This is a genomic window from Spirosoma luteolum (assembly GCF_054778875.1).
Window position 1 is genome coordinate 312276 of sequence record NZ_BAAGZE010000008.1, and the last position, 15329, is coordinate 327604.

General features: G+C 59.4%; 12 protein-coding genes. 8 read left to right on the forward strand and 4 right to left on the reverse strand.

Features of this window, described 5'->3' with window-relative positions:
- The first annotated feature begins 37 nt into the window (after positions 1-37).
- The 5 genes from ACYVAC_RS15290 (at position 38) to ACYVAC_RS15310 (ending at position 4648) form a co-directional block, all read left to right on the forward strand.
- Positions 38-820, forward strand: a complete 783-nt coding sequence (locus tag ACYVAC_RS15290; protein ID WP_461098613.1) for a DUF4397 domain-containing protein — start codon at positions 38-40, stop codon at positions 818-820.
- Positions 821-896: 76 nt separating this feature from the next.
- A complete protein-coding gene (locus tag ACYVAC_RS15295) occupies positions 897-1988 on the forward strand; it encodes a BamA/TamA family outer membrane protein (protein WP_461098614.1) in 1092 nt (363 codons plus the stop codon).
- 70 nt (positions 1989-2058) lie between these two features.
- On the forward strand, positions 2059-2745 hold the full coding sequence (locus tag ACYVAC_RS15300) for a TIGR04283 family arsenosugar biosynthesis glycosyltransferase (RefSeq protein WP_461098615.1): 687 nt from the start codon (positions 2059-2061) through the stop codon (positions 2743-2745).
- Positions 2746-2808: 63 nt separating this feature from the next.
- Complete coding sequence (locus ACYVAC_RS15305) at positions 2809-3795, forward strand: NAD-dependent epimerase/dehydratase family protein (protein ID WP_461098616.1); 987 nt, start codon at positions 2809-2811, stop codon at positions 3793-3795.
- Positions 3782-4648 carry an SDR family oxidoreductase gene (locus ACYVAC_RS15310; protein WP_461098617.1) on the forward strand — a complete coding sequence of 289 codons (867 nt, stop codon included), beginning with the start codon at positions 3782-3784 and terminating at the stop codon, positions 4646-4648. Before ACYVAC_RS15305 ends, ACYVAC_RS15310 begins: the two co-directional genes overlap by 14 nt.
- Before the next feature lie 4 nt (positions 4649-4652).
- Here the strand turns inward: ACYVAC_RS15310 and ACYVAC_RS15315 are convergent, their stop codons facing one another.
- The gene (locus tag ACYVAC_RS15315) at positions 4653-5678 is read right to left on the reverse strand and encodes a glycosyltransferase family 9 protein (protein ID WP_461098618.1); all 1026 of its coding nucleotides are present in this window, start codon (positions 5676-5678) and stop codon (positions 4653-4655) included.
- A 28-nt stretch (positions 5679-5706) separates the two neighbouring features.
- Between ACYVAC_RS15315 and ACYVAC_RS15320 the strand changes: the two genes are divergently transcribed.
- Positions 5707-6945 carry a M16 family metallopeptidase gene (locus ACYVAC_RS15320; protein WP_461098619.1) on the forward strand — a complete coding sequence of 413 codons (1239 nt, stop codon included), beginning with the start codon at positions 5707-5709 and terminating at the stop codon, positions 6943-6945.
- A gap of 228 nt (positions 6946-7173) precedes the next feature.
- Here ACYVAC_RS15320 and ACYVAC_RS15325 read toward each other — a convergent pair whose 3' ends face one another.
- Both ACYVAC_RS15325 and ACYVAC_RS15330 read right to left on the reverse strand, forming a co-directional pair.
- Positions 7174-9267 carry an alpha-1,4-glucan--maltose-1-phosphate maltosyltransferase gene (locus ACYVAC_RS15325; RefSeq protein WP_461098620.1) on the reverse strand — a complete coding sequence of 698 codons (2094 nt, stop codon included), beginning with the start codon at positions 9265-9267 and terminating at the stop codon, positions 7174-7176.
- A gap of 132 nt (positions 9268-9399) precedes the next feature.
- Complete coding sequence (locus ACYVAC_RS15330) at positions 9400-11145, reverse strand: S41 family peptidase (protein ID WP_461098621.1); 1746 nt, start codon at positions 11143-11145, stop codon at positions 9400-9402.
- 245 nt (positions 11146-11390) lie between these two features.
- On the opposite strand from ACYVAC_RS15330, the gene ACYVAC_RS15335 reads away from it, so the two are divergent.
- A complete protein-coding gene (locus tag ACYVAC_RS15335) occupies positions 11391-13838 on the forward strand; it encodes an endonuclease MutS2 (protein ID WP_461098622.1) in 2448 nt (815 codons plus the stop codon).
- A gap of 93 nt (positions 13839-13931) precedes the next feature.
- Here ACYVAC_RS15335 and ACYVAC_RS15340 read toward each other — a convergent pair whose 3' ends face one another.
- A complete protein-coding gene (locus ACYVAC_RS15340; RefSeq protein WP_461098623.1) occupies positions 13932-14408 on the reverse strand; it encodes a hypothetical protein in 477 nt (158 codons plus the stop codon).
- 205 nt (positions 14409-14613) lie between these two features.
- Between ACYVAC_RS15340 and ACYVAC_RS15345 the strand changes: the two genes are divergently transcribed.
- Positions 14614-15315: a hypothetical protein gene (locus tag ACYVAC_RS15345; protein WP_461098624.1), complete on the forward strand. Its 702-nt coding sequence runs from the start codon at positions 14614-14616 to the stop codon at positions 15313-15315.
- The last annotated feature ends 14 nt before the right edge of the window (positions 15316-15329 follow it).

The window sequence follows — 15329 nt, forward strand, 5'->3', positions numbered from 1 at the left end:
AATTCGTCACCCGCTATAAACTTTAAGCTATTTTACCATGTCTTTTCGCAACGGTTTATACACTCTCGTGCTGCTGCTGACAGTCCTGCTGGGCTGGTCGTGCGAGCGCAATACGCTCTCGATTCCAGTATCACCGATACAGTCGGGCGCCCGCATCAAACTGGTTCATTCCGCGCCCGACGCGCCGGCCCTCGAATTAGCCATCAACGGGCAGAAGGTTAGTGCCGGTATTCCTACCGGGGCCAGCAGCATCAGCGCCGGCACGGGCGTACCCTCGTCCATTGCCTACGGCAGTACGTACCCGGGTTCGGTGTCGAACTACGCGGTCGTGCCCACCGGGCAGGTTACGGCGGTACTGAGCACGCCGGCCGCGACCACGGCCGCCGGCATGAGTCCCGTAGCTACCCAGATGCTGACCCTCGACGATAGCAAGTACTACTCGCTGCTGGTGCTGGGCACGGGCGCGCAGCCGCAGGTATCGCTGATCAACGACGATTTCAGCGCGGCCAACGACCCCAGTAAGTTCTACGTCCGGTTTATCAACCTCATTCCGGGCAGCACAGCCTACGATCTGGCCCTTTCGTCGGGTACGGTTCTGGCCTCCAACATTGGCTACCAGGGCGTATCGCCCTTCATCGGGGTCGACGTGAGCAACAACGCGTCGTTTGTATTTCGTCTGGCCGGCACCACGACCAACGTCACCACGGCACTGGTTTTCTCCAGTTCGACTTCAGGGCGGGTGCTGACCCTGGTGGCGCAGGGCGTTCCGGGCAAGACCGGCGCGCAGGCCCCGCGGCTCATCAGTTACGTCAACCGGTAACGGCGACCCGGCGTTCCGGCGACCCGGCAAACCATACGGGGTGTTTCTGCGTAGTGTCAGAGACACCCCGTTTTCTATGCTCACCCTCACGCTGCTGCTTTCGCTGCTGACTCCCCCCCGCGACACCCTCAAAGCGGTTAGCCTGTTTCCTTTCCCGATCGTTTACTACACCCCCGAAACCCGCCTGGCCTACGGGGCCGTGCTGTCGGCGACCTTTCGGTTTCGACGCGATCAGGCGCTGCTCCGGGCCGACTCGCTGCCACCCGGCCACCCCGACCGGCCCCGGCCATCCAACGTGCAGCTCCTGGGTGCCTACACCCAGAACAAGCAGATTCTGCTCTTCGTCCCGTTTCAGGTCTTCTACGACCGCAACCGCTACTATATCTACGGCGAAGCGGGTTATTACCGCTACAATTACAATTTCTACGGGCTGGGGCAGCGCGAGGTGCCGGCCGAAAACTACGGCGTCGACTACCCGCGTATCCGGGTCAACGCCCTGCGCCGAATCAGACCCCACCTCTACGCGGGGCTGCGCTACGAGTACGAAAACTACCAGATCACCAAAACCGAACCGGGCGGCCTGCTGGCGTCGGGGACAGTACCGGGCGGGCTGGGCGGCCGTATGGCCGGGGGCGGGCTGGGCCTGTTCTACGACACCCGCGACAACGTATTCTACCCCCGTTTGGGGGTGGTGGCCGACCTCAGCTACCTGGGCCACGGTGCTGCACTGGGCAGTGACTTTCGCTACAACCGCTACGTGGCCGATGTGGCGAGCTACCATAAACTGAGCCAACGGGCCATCCTGGCGCTCAACTATGTCGTAAGTATAACCGGTGGCGGGGGAACGGCCCCGTTCAGCGCGTTGTCGCTGCTGGGCGGGGGCAAACGGATGCGGGGGTATTACGAAGGTCGATACCGCGATCAGAACCTGGCCCTGCTGCAGGCCGAAGGGCGCTTTCACATCTGGAAACGCCTGTCGGCCACCGCCTTCGGGGCAGTTGGCTGGCTGGGCGATGCCCAGACGCTCATCCGTGTGAGCGACCCGAAAGTAGCCGGCGGGGTGGGTCTGCGTGTCCGGATCAACAACGACGGCCAGCACATCCGGGTCGACTATGGGTTTGGTCGGCAATCGTCCGGTTTATATCTTACCCTCGGCGAAGCCTTTTAAATCGCCCATTCTGGCTGTTCCAGCGGCTGTTTACCGATGGAACAGTTGTAATCTGTAATCCTGGTTTGTCGTGACGCTTAGCGTAATTATACCCACTCTGAATGAAGCTATCCACATTGGCCGGCTGGTCCAGGCACTCCGTACTTACGGTGGTCGTCAGCTGGTTGACGTGCTGGTGATCGATGGCGGCAGTACCGACGCCACCGTAGCCGAAGCCCGGCAGGCCGGTGCCCGGGTGGTCGTATCGCCCCGGGCGGGGCGGGCCGCTCAGTTGAACTACGGCGCGTCGCTCGCTACCGGTGAGGTGCTCTACTTTGTGCACGCCGATACGCAGATTCACCCCGATTTTATAACCGATATCGGGCAGGCCATCGGCAATAACTACCCGGCGGGCTGTTACCGTTTCCGGTTTGCCTCGTCTCATCCGCTCCTGCGATTGAACAGCTACGGCACCCGTTTTCCCGGCCTGATGAGTCGCGGGGGCGATCAGACGCTGTTTATCACCCGGTCGTTGTTCGATCAGCTGGGGGGATTTCGGGAACACTACGTCATCATGGAGGACTTCGACATCATTGTCCGGATTCGGGCCATCAGCCGGTTTGCCATCATTCCTAAAGACGTGATTGTTTCGGCCCGGAAGTATGACAAAAACAGCTGGCTACGCGTGCAGATTGCCAATCTGACGGCGTTCTCGCTTTTTTTTATGAAGGTGACCCCCAGCACGATTGCCCAAACCTACAAGCGGATGCTCCGGTAGCGTCGAACACGTGGGGGCTGGCCCGCAACGGTCTGTCTACTACGAACTCAGAATACATCAGGTATGAAAACAGTGCTGCTGACGGGTGCGAACGGATTTCTGGGTGGACATATCTGCCGCGAGCTGGTGCGTCGTGGCTACGGCGTTCGCGCCTTCATTCGCCCCGGCGCCGACCAGCAGACCCTCGACAGCCTCCCCGTCGACATCTGGCATGGCGACCTGCTCGATAAAGACAATGTACGGGCGGCCGTCTACGGCTGCGATGCCATCATTCACGCCGGGGCCGTAGCCTCGGTAAACCCCGCCCGCGACCCCCACGTCCGGGCCGTCAATATTCAGGGCACGGCTACTACCGTGATGGCTGCGCTGCAGGCCCAGGTACAGCGGTATGTCTACGTGGGTACGGCCAACGTGTTTGGCTTTGGCAGCAAAGAATATCCCGGCACCGAGCAGTCGCCCTACCGGGGTCGGCCCTACGGTCTCGACTACATGGACAGCAAGCGGGCCGCCACCGATCTGGTGCTCGACGCCGTGCAGCGTGAGGGCTTACCCGGCATACTGGTTCACCCCACGTTTATGGTCGGGCCCATCGATTACAAAATAACCTCCAACGCCCTACTGCTGGCGCTGGCCCGGGGGCACGTACCCGCTATTCCGGCGGGCGGTAAAAACTACGTGCACGTAGCCGATGTAGCGGTAGCCACCGTTAATGCGCTAACTTTGGGTCGGGTGGGCGAATCGTATATTCTGGGCAACGAAAACATGAGCTACCGCGAAAGCTTTCGGCTCATGAGCCAGACACTGGGCGTTCGACCACCCCGCCTGCTGCTGCCCCGGCCGGTGGCGCAGCTGGTTGGCTGGCTGGGCGACCGCCGGGCCGATCTGTCACAACGCCCATCCCCCATCAACGCAGCGATGGCTGCCGTTTCCAACGACGAACACTATTTCAGTGTGTCGAAAGCTGTTCATGAACTTAAACTCCCCCAGACCCCCATCCGCGTTGCCGTCGAGCAAGCCGTTGCCTGGTTCCGCCGACATGGTTCCCTCTAGCGAAACCAGTCACCGTCAGTCCGGGTCGCTGGCCGACAGACCCGGGCTGTTTGCCGGCAAGGTGGCCATCGTAACGGGTTCCGAATCGGGTATTGGCCGCGAAACGGCCCGCGAACTAGGCCGGCAGGGTGCAGCCGTCGTGCTCAACGGACTCCACGCCGAACGGCTCGACCAAACCCGGCTCACGCTCCGGCAGGAAGGCTATACCGTGGCGGCCTGCTGTGCCGACATTACCGACTACGCCCAGTGCGAACAGCTCATTGCCACGGCCATCGACACCTTTGGCCGGATCGACCTGCTCATCACCAACGCGAGTATTTCCATGCGGGCGTATTTTGCCGACTTAACGCCCGAGGTGTTTCGTCGCGTACTCGACAGCAACGTCTACGGATCGGTTTACCCGCTGAAGGCGGCTCTGCCCCACCTGATCCAGACGCGGGGCAGCGTCACGTTTATTTCGAGCATCTCGGCCCTCAACGGCATGCCCAGTGGCTCGGCCTACTGCGCGGGCAAGGCGGCTCTGGCCAACCTGGCCCATACGCTCCGGCTCGAACTGCACGAAACGGGTATTCACGTGGGTATTGTGCATCTGGGCTTCACCAGCAACGACCCCGAAAAACGGGTGCTCGATGCGGCCGGACAGCCCGTTCCCATCGCCTACCGCAACCCGCGCTGGCAAATGACCCAGACTGAGGTGGCGCAGGCCATTCTGCGGCATATCCGGCGCCGGAAACAACGCTCCATCCTGTCGCCGGCCGGTAAACTCAACTACTATATGAACCGTCATTTTCCGCACCTGGCCGATCGCATTGTGCTCTGGACCATGCGGCACTGGGCACGGTTCTACGAATAGCCCCTCAGGCGGGCAGCAGATCGGCCGTCTGGATCGTGCGGGCGCACCGGAAATGGCCCAACGGGCAGCGGGCACGCCCGTGCAGATTACAGGGCCGGCAGTCGAGCCATTCGGGTGTCTGCACCACCTTCGACACGTCGGCCAGGGGGCCAAAGCCAAATTCGGGTACCGTCGAACAGAACACCGCCGTGGTAGGCGCGTTCAGGGCCGAACACAGGTGCATCGGCGCCGAGTCGTTGACGTAGTTCATACGGGCACCGGCCATCAGCGCAGCCGACTGCAGCAGCGAGAGTTCACCGGCCAGGCTCTGTACCGTGTCGCGGCCGGCTTCCTGCCGGATGCGTTCGCACATCGCTCTGTCGGACGGGGCCCCCAACAGGTAGACGCGCCAGTCGGCCGGGAGTTGCCGGATCAGTTCGATCCAGCCCTCGGCCGGGTACTGCTTGGTAAACCAGACCGACGCCGGCGAGATGCAGCAGTAAGGCGACTGCTGGTAGGGAGCCACCGCAGCCTGGTCGGCAGCCGATGGGTAAAGACGGGGCTGGTAACGCCCCGCCGGCCGGGGCCGCAGCCGCAGGGGCTCGAGCAGGGCCGCATTGCGGTCGACCTCGTGGACGCCGGGCATGATGCGGTGGTCGACGCGGTGGGTAAAGAACCGGGCAAATGGGTTTTTGCTGAAGCCGATGGTTTGCCCCGCCTGCGAGAGTGCCGTGAGCAAACCCGTGGTGCCAAAGCGCTGCAGGTTCAGCATTACATCGTAGTGCCGGGCGCGAATCTGGCCGAGCAACTGCCCCAGACTCCGGTATTTGGCCAGGGCGCCACCCGCCCCTTTCTTATCCCAGACCAGTACCTCGTTCAGAAACGGATGGCCCGCAATCAACCCTTCGTTGCCCCGCCGAACCAGCATATCGATACGGGCATCGGGTACCCGCTGATGCAGCTCTTCGAGCAGCGCCGTAGCCAGAATGACATCGCCGATAAAGGCGGTTTGAATTATCAGGAACCGGGGCGAATTGGTTGCGGTTATCATCAGTACGCCTGGTGCGTCGAAGCTACGAATGGAAGATTACCAAGTATATACATTACCGAGCGGGATTCGCATCGCGCATCGACAAATACCTCATACCCAGATTGCTCACTGCGGCATCATGCTCGACATTGGCAGTCGCGACGAGCTGCCGCATCAGCAGGGGCTGGCCCATTTCTGGGAACACATGGCGTTCAAAGGTACGGAGAAACGGAAATCGTACCACATTCTGACCCGGCTCGAAACGCTGGGGGGCGAACTCAACGCCTATACCACCAAAGAAAAGGTTTGTTTTCACGCGTCGGTGCTGGGGGTTCATTTTGAGAAAGCCACCGAACTGCTCGCCGATATCACGTTTCATTCCGTGTTTCCCGAGAAGCAGATCGAACGCGAGCGCGGGGTGATTCTGGAAGAAATGGCCATGTACTACGACTCGCCCGAAGACGCTATTCAGGACGATTTCGACGAACTGGTTTTTCCGAACCACGCGCTGGGGGGCAACATCCTCGGCACTACCGAAACCGTATCATCGTTTCGGCGCGAAGATCTGCAGGCGTTTATTGCCCAGAACTACGACACCAGCCGGATCGTGTTTGCGTCGGTCAGCAACCTGCCCTTCAAACAGGTTGTCAAGGTAGCCGAGAAGTATTTTCGGGATGTGCCGGTTCAGCACGCGGGCCGGCAGCGGCAGCGCCCCACCGACTACACACCCCGGCAAACGCGCGTGGAGCGGCCCATCACGCAGGCACAATGTGCCCTGGGCCGGCCGGCCTACGGGCTTACCGACCCGCGCCGACTACCGTTCTTTATGCTGGTGAACCTGCTGGGTGGCCCCGGTATGAACTCGCGGCTGAACCTGAACCTGCGCGAAAAGTACGGTCTGGTCTATTCGATCGACGCCAGTTATACGCCCTACCTCGACACAGGTTTTCTGGGTATCTACTTCGGGACCGATCCGAAAAAAGTCGATAAGGCTCACGCGCTGATCATGAAAGAACTGCGCCGGCTGCGCGAACAGCCGCTGACGAGTCTGCAGTTGCACCAGACCAAAGAGCAGCTGATCGGGCAGCTGGCCATGGCCGAAGAAAGCAACAACAGCTTTATGCTGATGATGGCCAAAAGCCTGCTCGATATCGACCGGGTGGAAGCGCTGAACGATATTTTCAGCGACATCCGCGCCGTTACATCCGAACAACTCCAGTCGCTGGCGCAGGAAGCCCTACAGGAAGCCGACTTCAGCTCGCTGACATTTGTGCCGGAGAAGGAGTAGTAAAGAGCGAATGAGTGAATTGTGAAAGAGCGAGAGTGATAAAACGTGAAATGCGAAAGCGCGAATGGGTCTGACCCATTCGCGCTTTCTGTCTTTTTGGCCGGTTCAGTCCGTAATGAAAGCCTGCAAAGCGTGAACCCTTACTAGTCAGCTATTGGACCACTTGTCGAAAAAGCACGCGCCGAGCTAACCCGTTCACGATCTTTCACTCTCTCGCTCTTTCACCCCCTACTCCCTCTCGATCCGAAACAGGTGCATGGGCAGCGCGTAGGGATCGAGTTCGACGTAGTTCCATTCGCCCTGCCAGGTGTAGTAGGCCCCCGTCAGGAGGTCGTGTACCGTGTAGGGCTGCTCGGGGGCAAGCCCCAGCTGCCAGATCGGCACCTGCACCATACCTGCCCGGCGCTGGTAGGCATCGGTGTTTACCACAATCAGCAACCGGTTGGCATCCGACGATGCCCCGTCGACTTTCAGGTACGCCATAATTGCATCGTCGCTGACGGTGCAGAACGTGATGTTGTTGGTTTGCTGCAGGGCCCGGTTCTCGTGCCGGATGCGGTTGGTCAGCGTAATCAGGTACGTCAGTTTGTTGGTTTTTTCCCAGTCCCAGAGCCGGATTTCATACTTCTCCGAGTTCAGGTACTCTTCCTTGTTCGGAAACGGTACGTGCTCCATCAGTTCGAACGACGGCCCATAAATGCCGTAATTGCTCGACAGCGTGGCCGCCAGAAAATACCGGATCAGGAACTGCGGCTCGTGGCCCGACTGCAGGCTGTAGGGGTTGATGTCGTGGGTGGTAGGCCAGAAATTGGGGCGGAAATAATACCGCATGGCGTCGGGGCGGCCATCGGTCTGAGTCAGCTCCGTCATGTATTCCTGCAGCTCCGCTTTGGTGTTGCGCCAGGTGTAATACGTGTACGAATGGGCAAAGCCAGCCTTCGCCAGCTCCTGCATCACCTTGGGTTTGGTAAACGCTTCGGCCAGAAACAGCATGTCGGGGTATTCGCGTTTGACCTCAGCAATAACCCACTCCCAGAAGCCAAACGGCTTGGTGTGCGGGTTATCGACCCGAACGATGCGCACGCCCCACGAGCCCCACACCAGCAGCACCCGCTTCAGTTCGTTCCAAAGGTTTTGCCAGTCTTCGGTTTCGAAATAAACGGGGTAAATATCCTGGTACTTCTTCGGCGGATTTTCGGCGTACTGGATGGTACCGTCGGGGCGCTTTTTGAACCACTCTGGATGTTCCGTGGCCCACGGATGATCGGGCGAGCACTGAATGGCCAGATCCATGGCGATCTCCATACCGTGGTTGGCCGCAATGGCAATCAGGTGTTTAAAATCGGCGACCGTCCCGAGTTCGGGGTGAATAGCGTCGTGCCCCCCTTCGGCCGATCCGATGCCATACGGCACACCGGGCTCGCCGGGCTGGCAGGTCACCGAGTTGTTTTTACCCTTGCGATGGGCCGTACCGATGGGGTGAATGGGCGGCAGATACAGCACGTCGAAGCCCATGTCGGCAATGCGCGGCAGCAGCTTTTCGACATCGCGGAAGGTGCCGTGCTTACCGGCTTCGCGCGCGGCCGACCGCGGAAACAGACAGTACCAGGTGCTGAAACCCGCTCGCGCCCGATCGACCTCAACGCGCAGGGTCTGGTAGCGGGTGGGGTGCTGCCGCTCGGGGTAGCGCTGGGCCAGAAACGTAAACTGGTCGCTCTCGGCCATCGATACGGCCTGATCGTACTGATCGCCCCCCTGCTCGCTGGCCCCCGCCCGAAACAGAGCCGCCATGGTACGCAGTGCTACCACATCGGGCGTCTCGGCATCGGCCGACACGTCGGTAGCGCCCTTGCTTTTACCCCGCCCCTTCCTGGGGGGCGTAATACCACTGGCCAGCATCGCCCGCAGCAGCATGCCATCGAGATAGAACGCACCAGCCAGCAGTTCGCTCGTAATGCGCTGGCCGTCGGCCACTTTCAGGTGTACCTCGTGCTGCCACGAGGCCGGATGGTCGACCCAGCTCTCGAGCGTGTAGTGGTACGCCCCCTGCTTCTCCACCACAAACGAAGCGCCCCAGCGGTCGTTGCCCAGACTGGCCATGCTCATTTCGGTCCAGCCGGCATCGTCGGCGTGTTTATAGAGCAGCTTGACCGCCAGCCTATCGTGGCCATCGGCAAAAACATCGGCTTCCACCGCAATCACGTCGCCGGGAACGGCTTTGATCGGGAAACGGCCGCCATCGAGTTCGGGGGTTACGTGTTCGATTACCACGCGGGACTGCCCCGCCGTGGGAAACGTAGTGTCGGTCTGAACGTTTATCATAAATAGAGGTAGTCTGTTGGTTGGGCAGGGCCCACAAATGGCATTGCTCCGGCAATATCCCTGCTTACGTAAGGGATAATGCCGGAGCAATGTTACAAAAAACCGGTCTTGTGGCCGCCCCGCCGGGCTGGCTTACTTCCGGTCGGGCGTGTTGAAAGTTACCTCCCCGTGCTGAAGCCGGTCGGCCCGGTCGAAGAGTTGCAGCGCCTTGCGGTAGGTGTCGTCGCTGGCGTTGGCCACCCGGAAATATTCGTTGTTCTGACCGCCCTTGTTGCCTTTCTGGAAGATGGTACGGGCTACCAGTGCCTTGATCTGGGTACGGATGTAGTTTTTCGAACGCAGGTACTCTTTCTCGTTGAACCGGATGCCTTCACCGTTGGCCGCATTGAGCAGCCGGCTCAGCTGGGCATCGTCGATGGTGACGTTTTTGTCGAACTCGGCAAACGTCATCTTCTCCAGTTTTTTGCGGTTCTCGTTGGTGTACTCCATGGCATACTCCCGGATAATGTTCTTGCTGAACAACTGCATCAGGTAGTTGGTCTGCCAGGTCGAGTCGCGCGGAATAAAGTAATCGGGCGTGATGCCGCCACCGCCGTAAACGATCCGGCCGTGGTCGGTCTTGAACTTCAGCTTCGGATCGTTACGGATCGAATCGGCAATGTAGTATTCGCCCCGTTTCGAGCGGAGTTCGAGGTCTTTCTCATAATCGCCCTCCTGCCCCATCACATAAGGTTTCTGAATGCTGCGTCCGCTGGGCGTGTAGTAGCGCGAAATGGTCAGCCGCAGTTCCGACCCGTCGGAAAGCTGCACCGGCATCTGCACCAGCCCTTTGCCAAACGACCGCCGACCCGCAATAAGCGCCCGGTCGTGGTCCTGCAGGGCTCCCGCCACGATCTCCGAGGCCGAGGCACTCCCCTCGTCGATCAGCACCACCAGCGGGCCTTCTTCAAACTGCCCGGCAATGCGCGCCACCGTCTGCCGGTCGTAGTGCTGGTCTTTCCCTTTGGTGTATACCAGTAGCTTGTTGCCCGAGATGAACTCATCGGCCAGGCTCGTCGCCCGGTCCATGTAACCGCCGGGATTGTTGCGCAGATCCATCATCAGCTGGGTCATGCCCTGCTGCTTGAGCGACGCCAGCGCCGTTTTAAACTCGTCGTAGGTGGTTTCGGAGAACCGGTTGACTTTGATGTACCCCGTTTTTCCGTCGATCATGTAAGCTGCATCGACCGAGTAGGTCGGAATCCGGTCGCGGGTAACAGTAAAGACTTTCGGTTCATTGCTCCCCTTACGCAGAATAGTCAGCTTCACGGGTGTGCCGCGTTTGCCGCGCAGCGCCTTGAACACCTGCGTATTCTCGATTTTGCCACCGACCAGGGGCGTGTCGTCGACCCGGATGATGCGGTCGCCACTCTGGATACCCACCGCTTCGGAAGGGCCTCCCGACATGGGCGTCACCACGTAAACCGTGTCTTTGTAAATATTGAACTCAACCCCGATGCCGTCGAAACCGCCTTCGAGCTGCGACCGGGCGGCCACGGCATCCTGCGGGTTCATGTAAGCGGTGTGCGGGTCGAGCTTCGACAGCATTTTCTCGATCGAATAATCGACCAGTTCGTCGGTGTTGACCGAGTCGACGTAGTTGTTTTCGATCAGCTGGAGTATTTCGCGGTACTTGGTGTAGCCGCGCCCGATGGAGTTAAGGCTTTTGGCACCGCCAAAAAACGTAGCTCCGATCAGCATGCCCCCTGCCAGCGTGATGCCCATCAGCATGGGCATCCGGACAGTGGCCCGGTCGTTCTGAATACCGGCCTGCCGGTGGCGCCGGTCGGCTTCGGTCTGGCGCATCGCGTCGTCCTGATTATTGTGCTCTTGCTCCATGTGCTATCGCCTTTCCTTCCGTGTCGTATATACCTCCTAAACGTTTGAATGGCAGCGAAATGTTTGCCAAACGCCCGCCCAAACCAAAAAAAACAGAAGGCTGCTGGCAATCAGCGTTTTCAACCGTTGAATCGGGCCGGCGGGCCCGATCGGCAGTCGGTCGCTGGTGGGCCGAACCGGCGGGGGCAATCCACTGTTATTCATCCAGACGGGCCAGTCACTTACCGCCCGCTTTGTTTGGCTGAATGCTCTACCCCAACACCTTAGAACACAAACTTGGCTTCGACACCATCCGCGAACGGCTCAAAGAAGCCTGCGTGAGCCCGCTGGGCCAGGATTACGTCGAAAAAATTCGCTTTACCGATAATCCGCAACTCATCGACAAGCTGCTGCGCCAGACCGATGAGTTCCGGCAGATTGTACAGTATGAGACTGATTTCCCGACCAGCAACTACATCGATGTCAGACCCCACCTGACCCGCGCCCGCGTGGAAGGTCTGGCCCTGACCGAAACCGAGTTTTTCGATCTCAAGCTGGCCCTCAAAACCATTCAGGACTGCCTGCGCTTTTTAAGCAAGCGGGAGGAGTCGGCCAGTGTGGCCGATCGGGGCTACCCGTTCCTGCGCGAACTGGCAGGACCCGTGGCTGTCGACAAGGCGCTGCTGGCGGCCCTCGAACGCATCATCGACGACCGGGGCCACGTGCGCGATTCGGCTTCGCCCGAACTGGCGCAGATTCGCCGGCGCATCATCAGCGAACAGGCCAACCTCCGCAAGCGGCTCGATTCCATTCTGCGGCAGGCCCGGCAGAACGGCTGGATTCCCGACGATCTCTCGCTCACGGTGCGCGGGGGCCGGCTAGTAATTCCGATTGCGGCCGAACACAAGCGCAAAATAAAGGGCTTTGTCCACGACGAATCGCAGACCGGGCAAACCGTGTTTATCGAACCCGCCGACGTATTCGATGCCAACAACGAAATCCGCGAACTCGAATACGAAGAACGGCGCGAAATTTACCGCATCCTGCTGGCCCTGACCGACCAGATCCGGCCGCACCTCGACGAGCTGCGCAAAGCGGTTAATTTTCTGGCTCAGATCGACTTTATCCGGGCCAAGGCGAAGCTGGCGCTGCAACTCGATGCGGTGCTGCCCAAACTGCTTGAGCGCCCATTCATCGACTGGACGCAGGCCCGCCACCCGCTGCTGCATTTGTCGTTTCAGAAGCAGGGCAAATCGGTGGTGCCGCTGTCGGTACGACTCGACGAGAAAGCCCGCATTCTCATTATTTCGGGGCCTAATGCCGGTGGTAAATCTGTGGCCCTCAAAACCATTGGTCTCATCCAGTACATGCTGCAATGCGGTCTGCTGGTGCCCATGGCCGACTATTCGGAGATGGGCGTGTTTCAGAACCTGTTTATCGACATTGGCGATGAGCAGTCGCTCGAGAACGACCTCAGTACGTACTCGTCGCACCTGACGGCGATGAAGCAGTTTGTGATTGGCGCCAACAAAAAGACGCTGTTTCTGATCGACGAATTCGGTACGGGAACCGAGCCGGGTCTGGGCGGGGCCATTGCCGAATCGATTCTGGAGGAACTGAACAAGTCGGGGGCTTACGGCGTCATCAACACCCACTATACCAACCTGAAAGTGTTTGCCGATAAAACGGCGGGACTGGTCAACGGCGCCATGCGGTTCGATGGTGAGCACCTGGAGCCCCTCTACCAGCTCGAAGTGGGCCGGCCGGGCTCGTCGTTTGCGTTTGAGATTGCCCAGAAAATCGGGCTGCCCAAGGGCGTTATCGACCGCGCCAAGGAAAAACTCGGCAGTCAGCAGGTCAACTTCGAGAAGCTGCTCAAAGAGCTCGACATCGAGAAGCGGGTCTTTACCGAGAAAAACCTCGAAATCAGCATCAACCAGCGCAAGGTGGCGCAGCAGCTGGCCGAGTACACCGCCCTGAAAACGCGGCTCGACAACGAGCAGAAGCAGCTGCTCAACGACGCCAAGCAGAAAGCAAAAGCCCTGGTGCAGGAAGCCAACCAGCGCATCGAGCAAACGATTCGGGAAATCAAGGAAAACAAAGCCGACCGCGATACCACAAAACAGGTGCGGCAGACCCTCGAAACCTTCGAGCAAAAAAACCTGCAGCCCGAAACGATTACAGTTGAAAAACCCCAGCCGGTTGATGATGAATTCGAAGCTGACAACGGCGCCATCACCGTGGGCAGCTACGTCCGGATTGGCGGCCCCAACGCGGGCACGTCGGCCCCGATCGGGCAGGTGCTCGCCCTGCGCGGCAAAGATGCCGAGGTTCGCATCGGCGACCTGAAGTCGAACGTGAAGCTGAACCGGCTCGAAAAAGTCAGTCGCAAGACCTTCCGCGATGCCACCGAGTCGAAAGACGACAAACCGCGGAGCCGGGGGATGGACATGAACGAGAAGATGCAGAACTTCAGCTTCAACCTCGACATACGGGGTAAGCGGGGCGAAGAGGCCATTGGTGAGGTCGATCGCTTTGTCGACGATGCGCTGATGCTGGGCTTTCCCGAACTGCGCATCGTACACGGCAAGGGCGATGGTATTCTGCGGACGCTGGTGCGTAATCACCTGCGCGGCTACAAGCAGGTAGCCCGCATGGCCGACGAACATGCCGACCGGGGTGGCGCCGGCGTAACGGTGGTGACCATGAAATAAGCCAACGCCGACTCATTGGGCATTAGTGGGCAGCCCCGGTCAATCGTACAGATTGACCGGGGCTGCTGCTGTTTCGGGGGGCCACGTTCCGGGTTAGGTGCTGATCCGGAACGGTGCCACGGCGTACACGGAACTGGGCACACTATCGCGTGCGATGCCCGTAACCGTGTTGCTGCTGTTTTTACCGATACCCGGGCACCCGGCCTGGTTACTGCTGCTGCCTTGCAGCTGGTAGGCGTAGATCAGGCGATTGCCTGTCTTGCCGGCAAAATACACGTTCGGGCTGGCAAAGCGCACGTACACACTGTCGCCGTACTTGTAGGTGGTACGGATGGTGACCGATGTATCCTGCAGCGTTATGGTGCGGGGCTTCTGCAGGGAGTCCAGATAAACCAGTGTGGTGGGTTTCGTTTTGCTCAGCTCTGAATACCGGAGCGAATACGACAGCACGTATCGGCATTTGCTCTGATCGACGGGCGTGGGCGTAGGAGTCGGGTCGGTTGTTTCTGTCTTGCCACAGGATACAACGAAGGCCAGTAAAAGAGGAAGGATGATAACGAAACGTTTCATTGACTACTAAAATGGTTTGTGCAAAAGTAAAAAAAGTCCCCCGGCAGGTCCTATGGCTTCGCACTCAACAAAAGTCTATTTCGCACTCATCGACAGCAGGTCAGCCCCTTGTTATCAGGCGATTATTGCGTACCTTTAATAGGTAAAACAGACAACATGACTAATGATATACCGACGATTGTCGATCGTTGGTATCAGCACCCCTATGAAGCGAAGACGCGATAATCCGAACCAGCTCCAAATTGATTTTCTGGCTGCTTACCGCCGGATGCTCATCAGCCTGGGCGGCCCCGACAACCTGCCGGTCAACGAGAGTTTGTTTATGCGAATGACCGACCAGTGGGAAAACGCCCAGGTAATTCCGGCCGATCTGCTGTTTCAGAAAAGCCCCATCGAAGCCGTGGTGTTTCGGCTGAAAAAACTGGATACCGACAGCGGCCAGCACCGGATGCAGTTTCCCGACGAACTAATTGCCGGTGAAATTCGGGGCGAGAAGGGGCTGACGGGTTTTTCGGCCATGTTTCGGCAACAGGGCTGGATTATTCTTCCAGCCGAGTTGTCGGCCATGTACAAAAATCTGTTTCTGCCCATTCTGGCGGCTTCGATCGGGCTCGACCACCTTTACCCGTCGCGGGTGCAGCTGCTGGCCGAAGCCGAACGCACAGCACTGGCTTCGTTGCTGCCCGAACCGGAAGTACAGAAGTTCTTTGGCCTGAAACTGTCGAAGTTTCCCGACAGCTTCCGGAGTGAGGTTTCCAACTACTTCAACCTGCCCTTCGACTACGTACTCAAACGGGCCAACCACCTCGGCATGGTGTCGGATCAGGTACTCGACGAAACGCTGACCAGCAAGCCGGCTCCCCGGTCGGCTCCGCTCCGCCGGGCCATTGGTACGCGGGCGGCCTGATGGGCCGTTCAGTA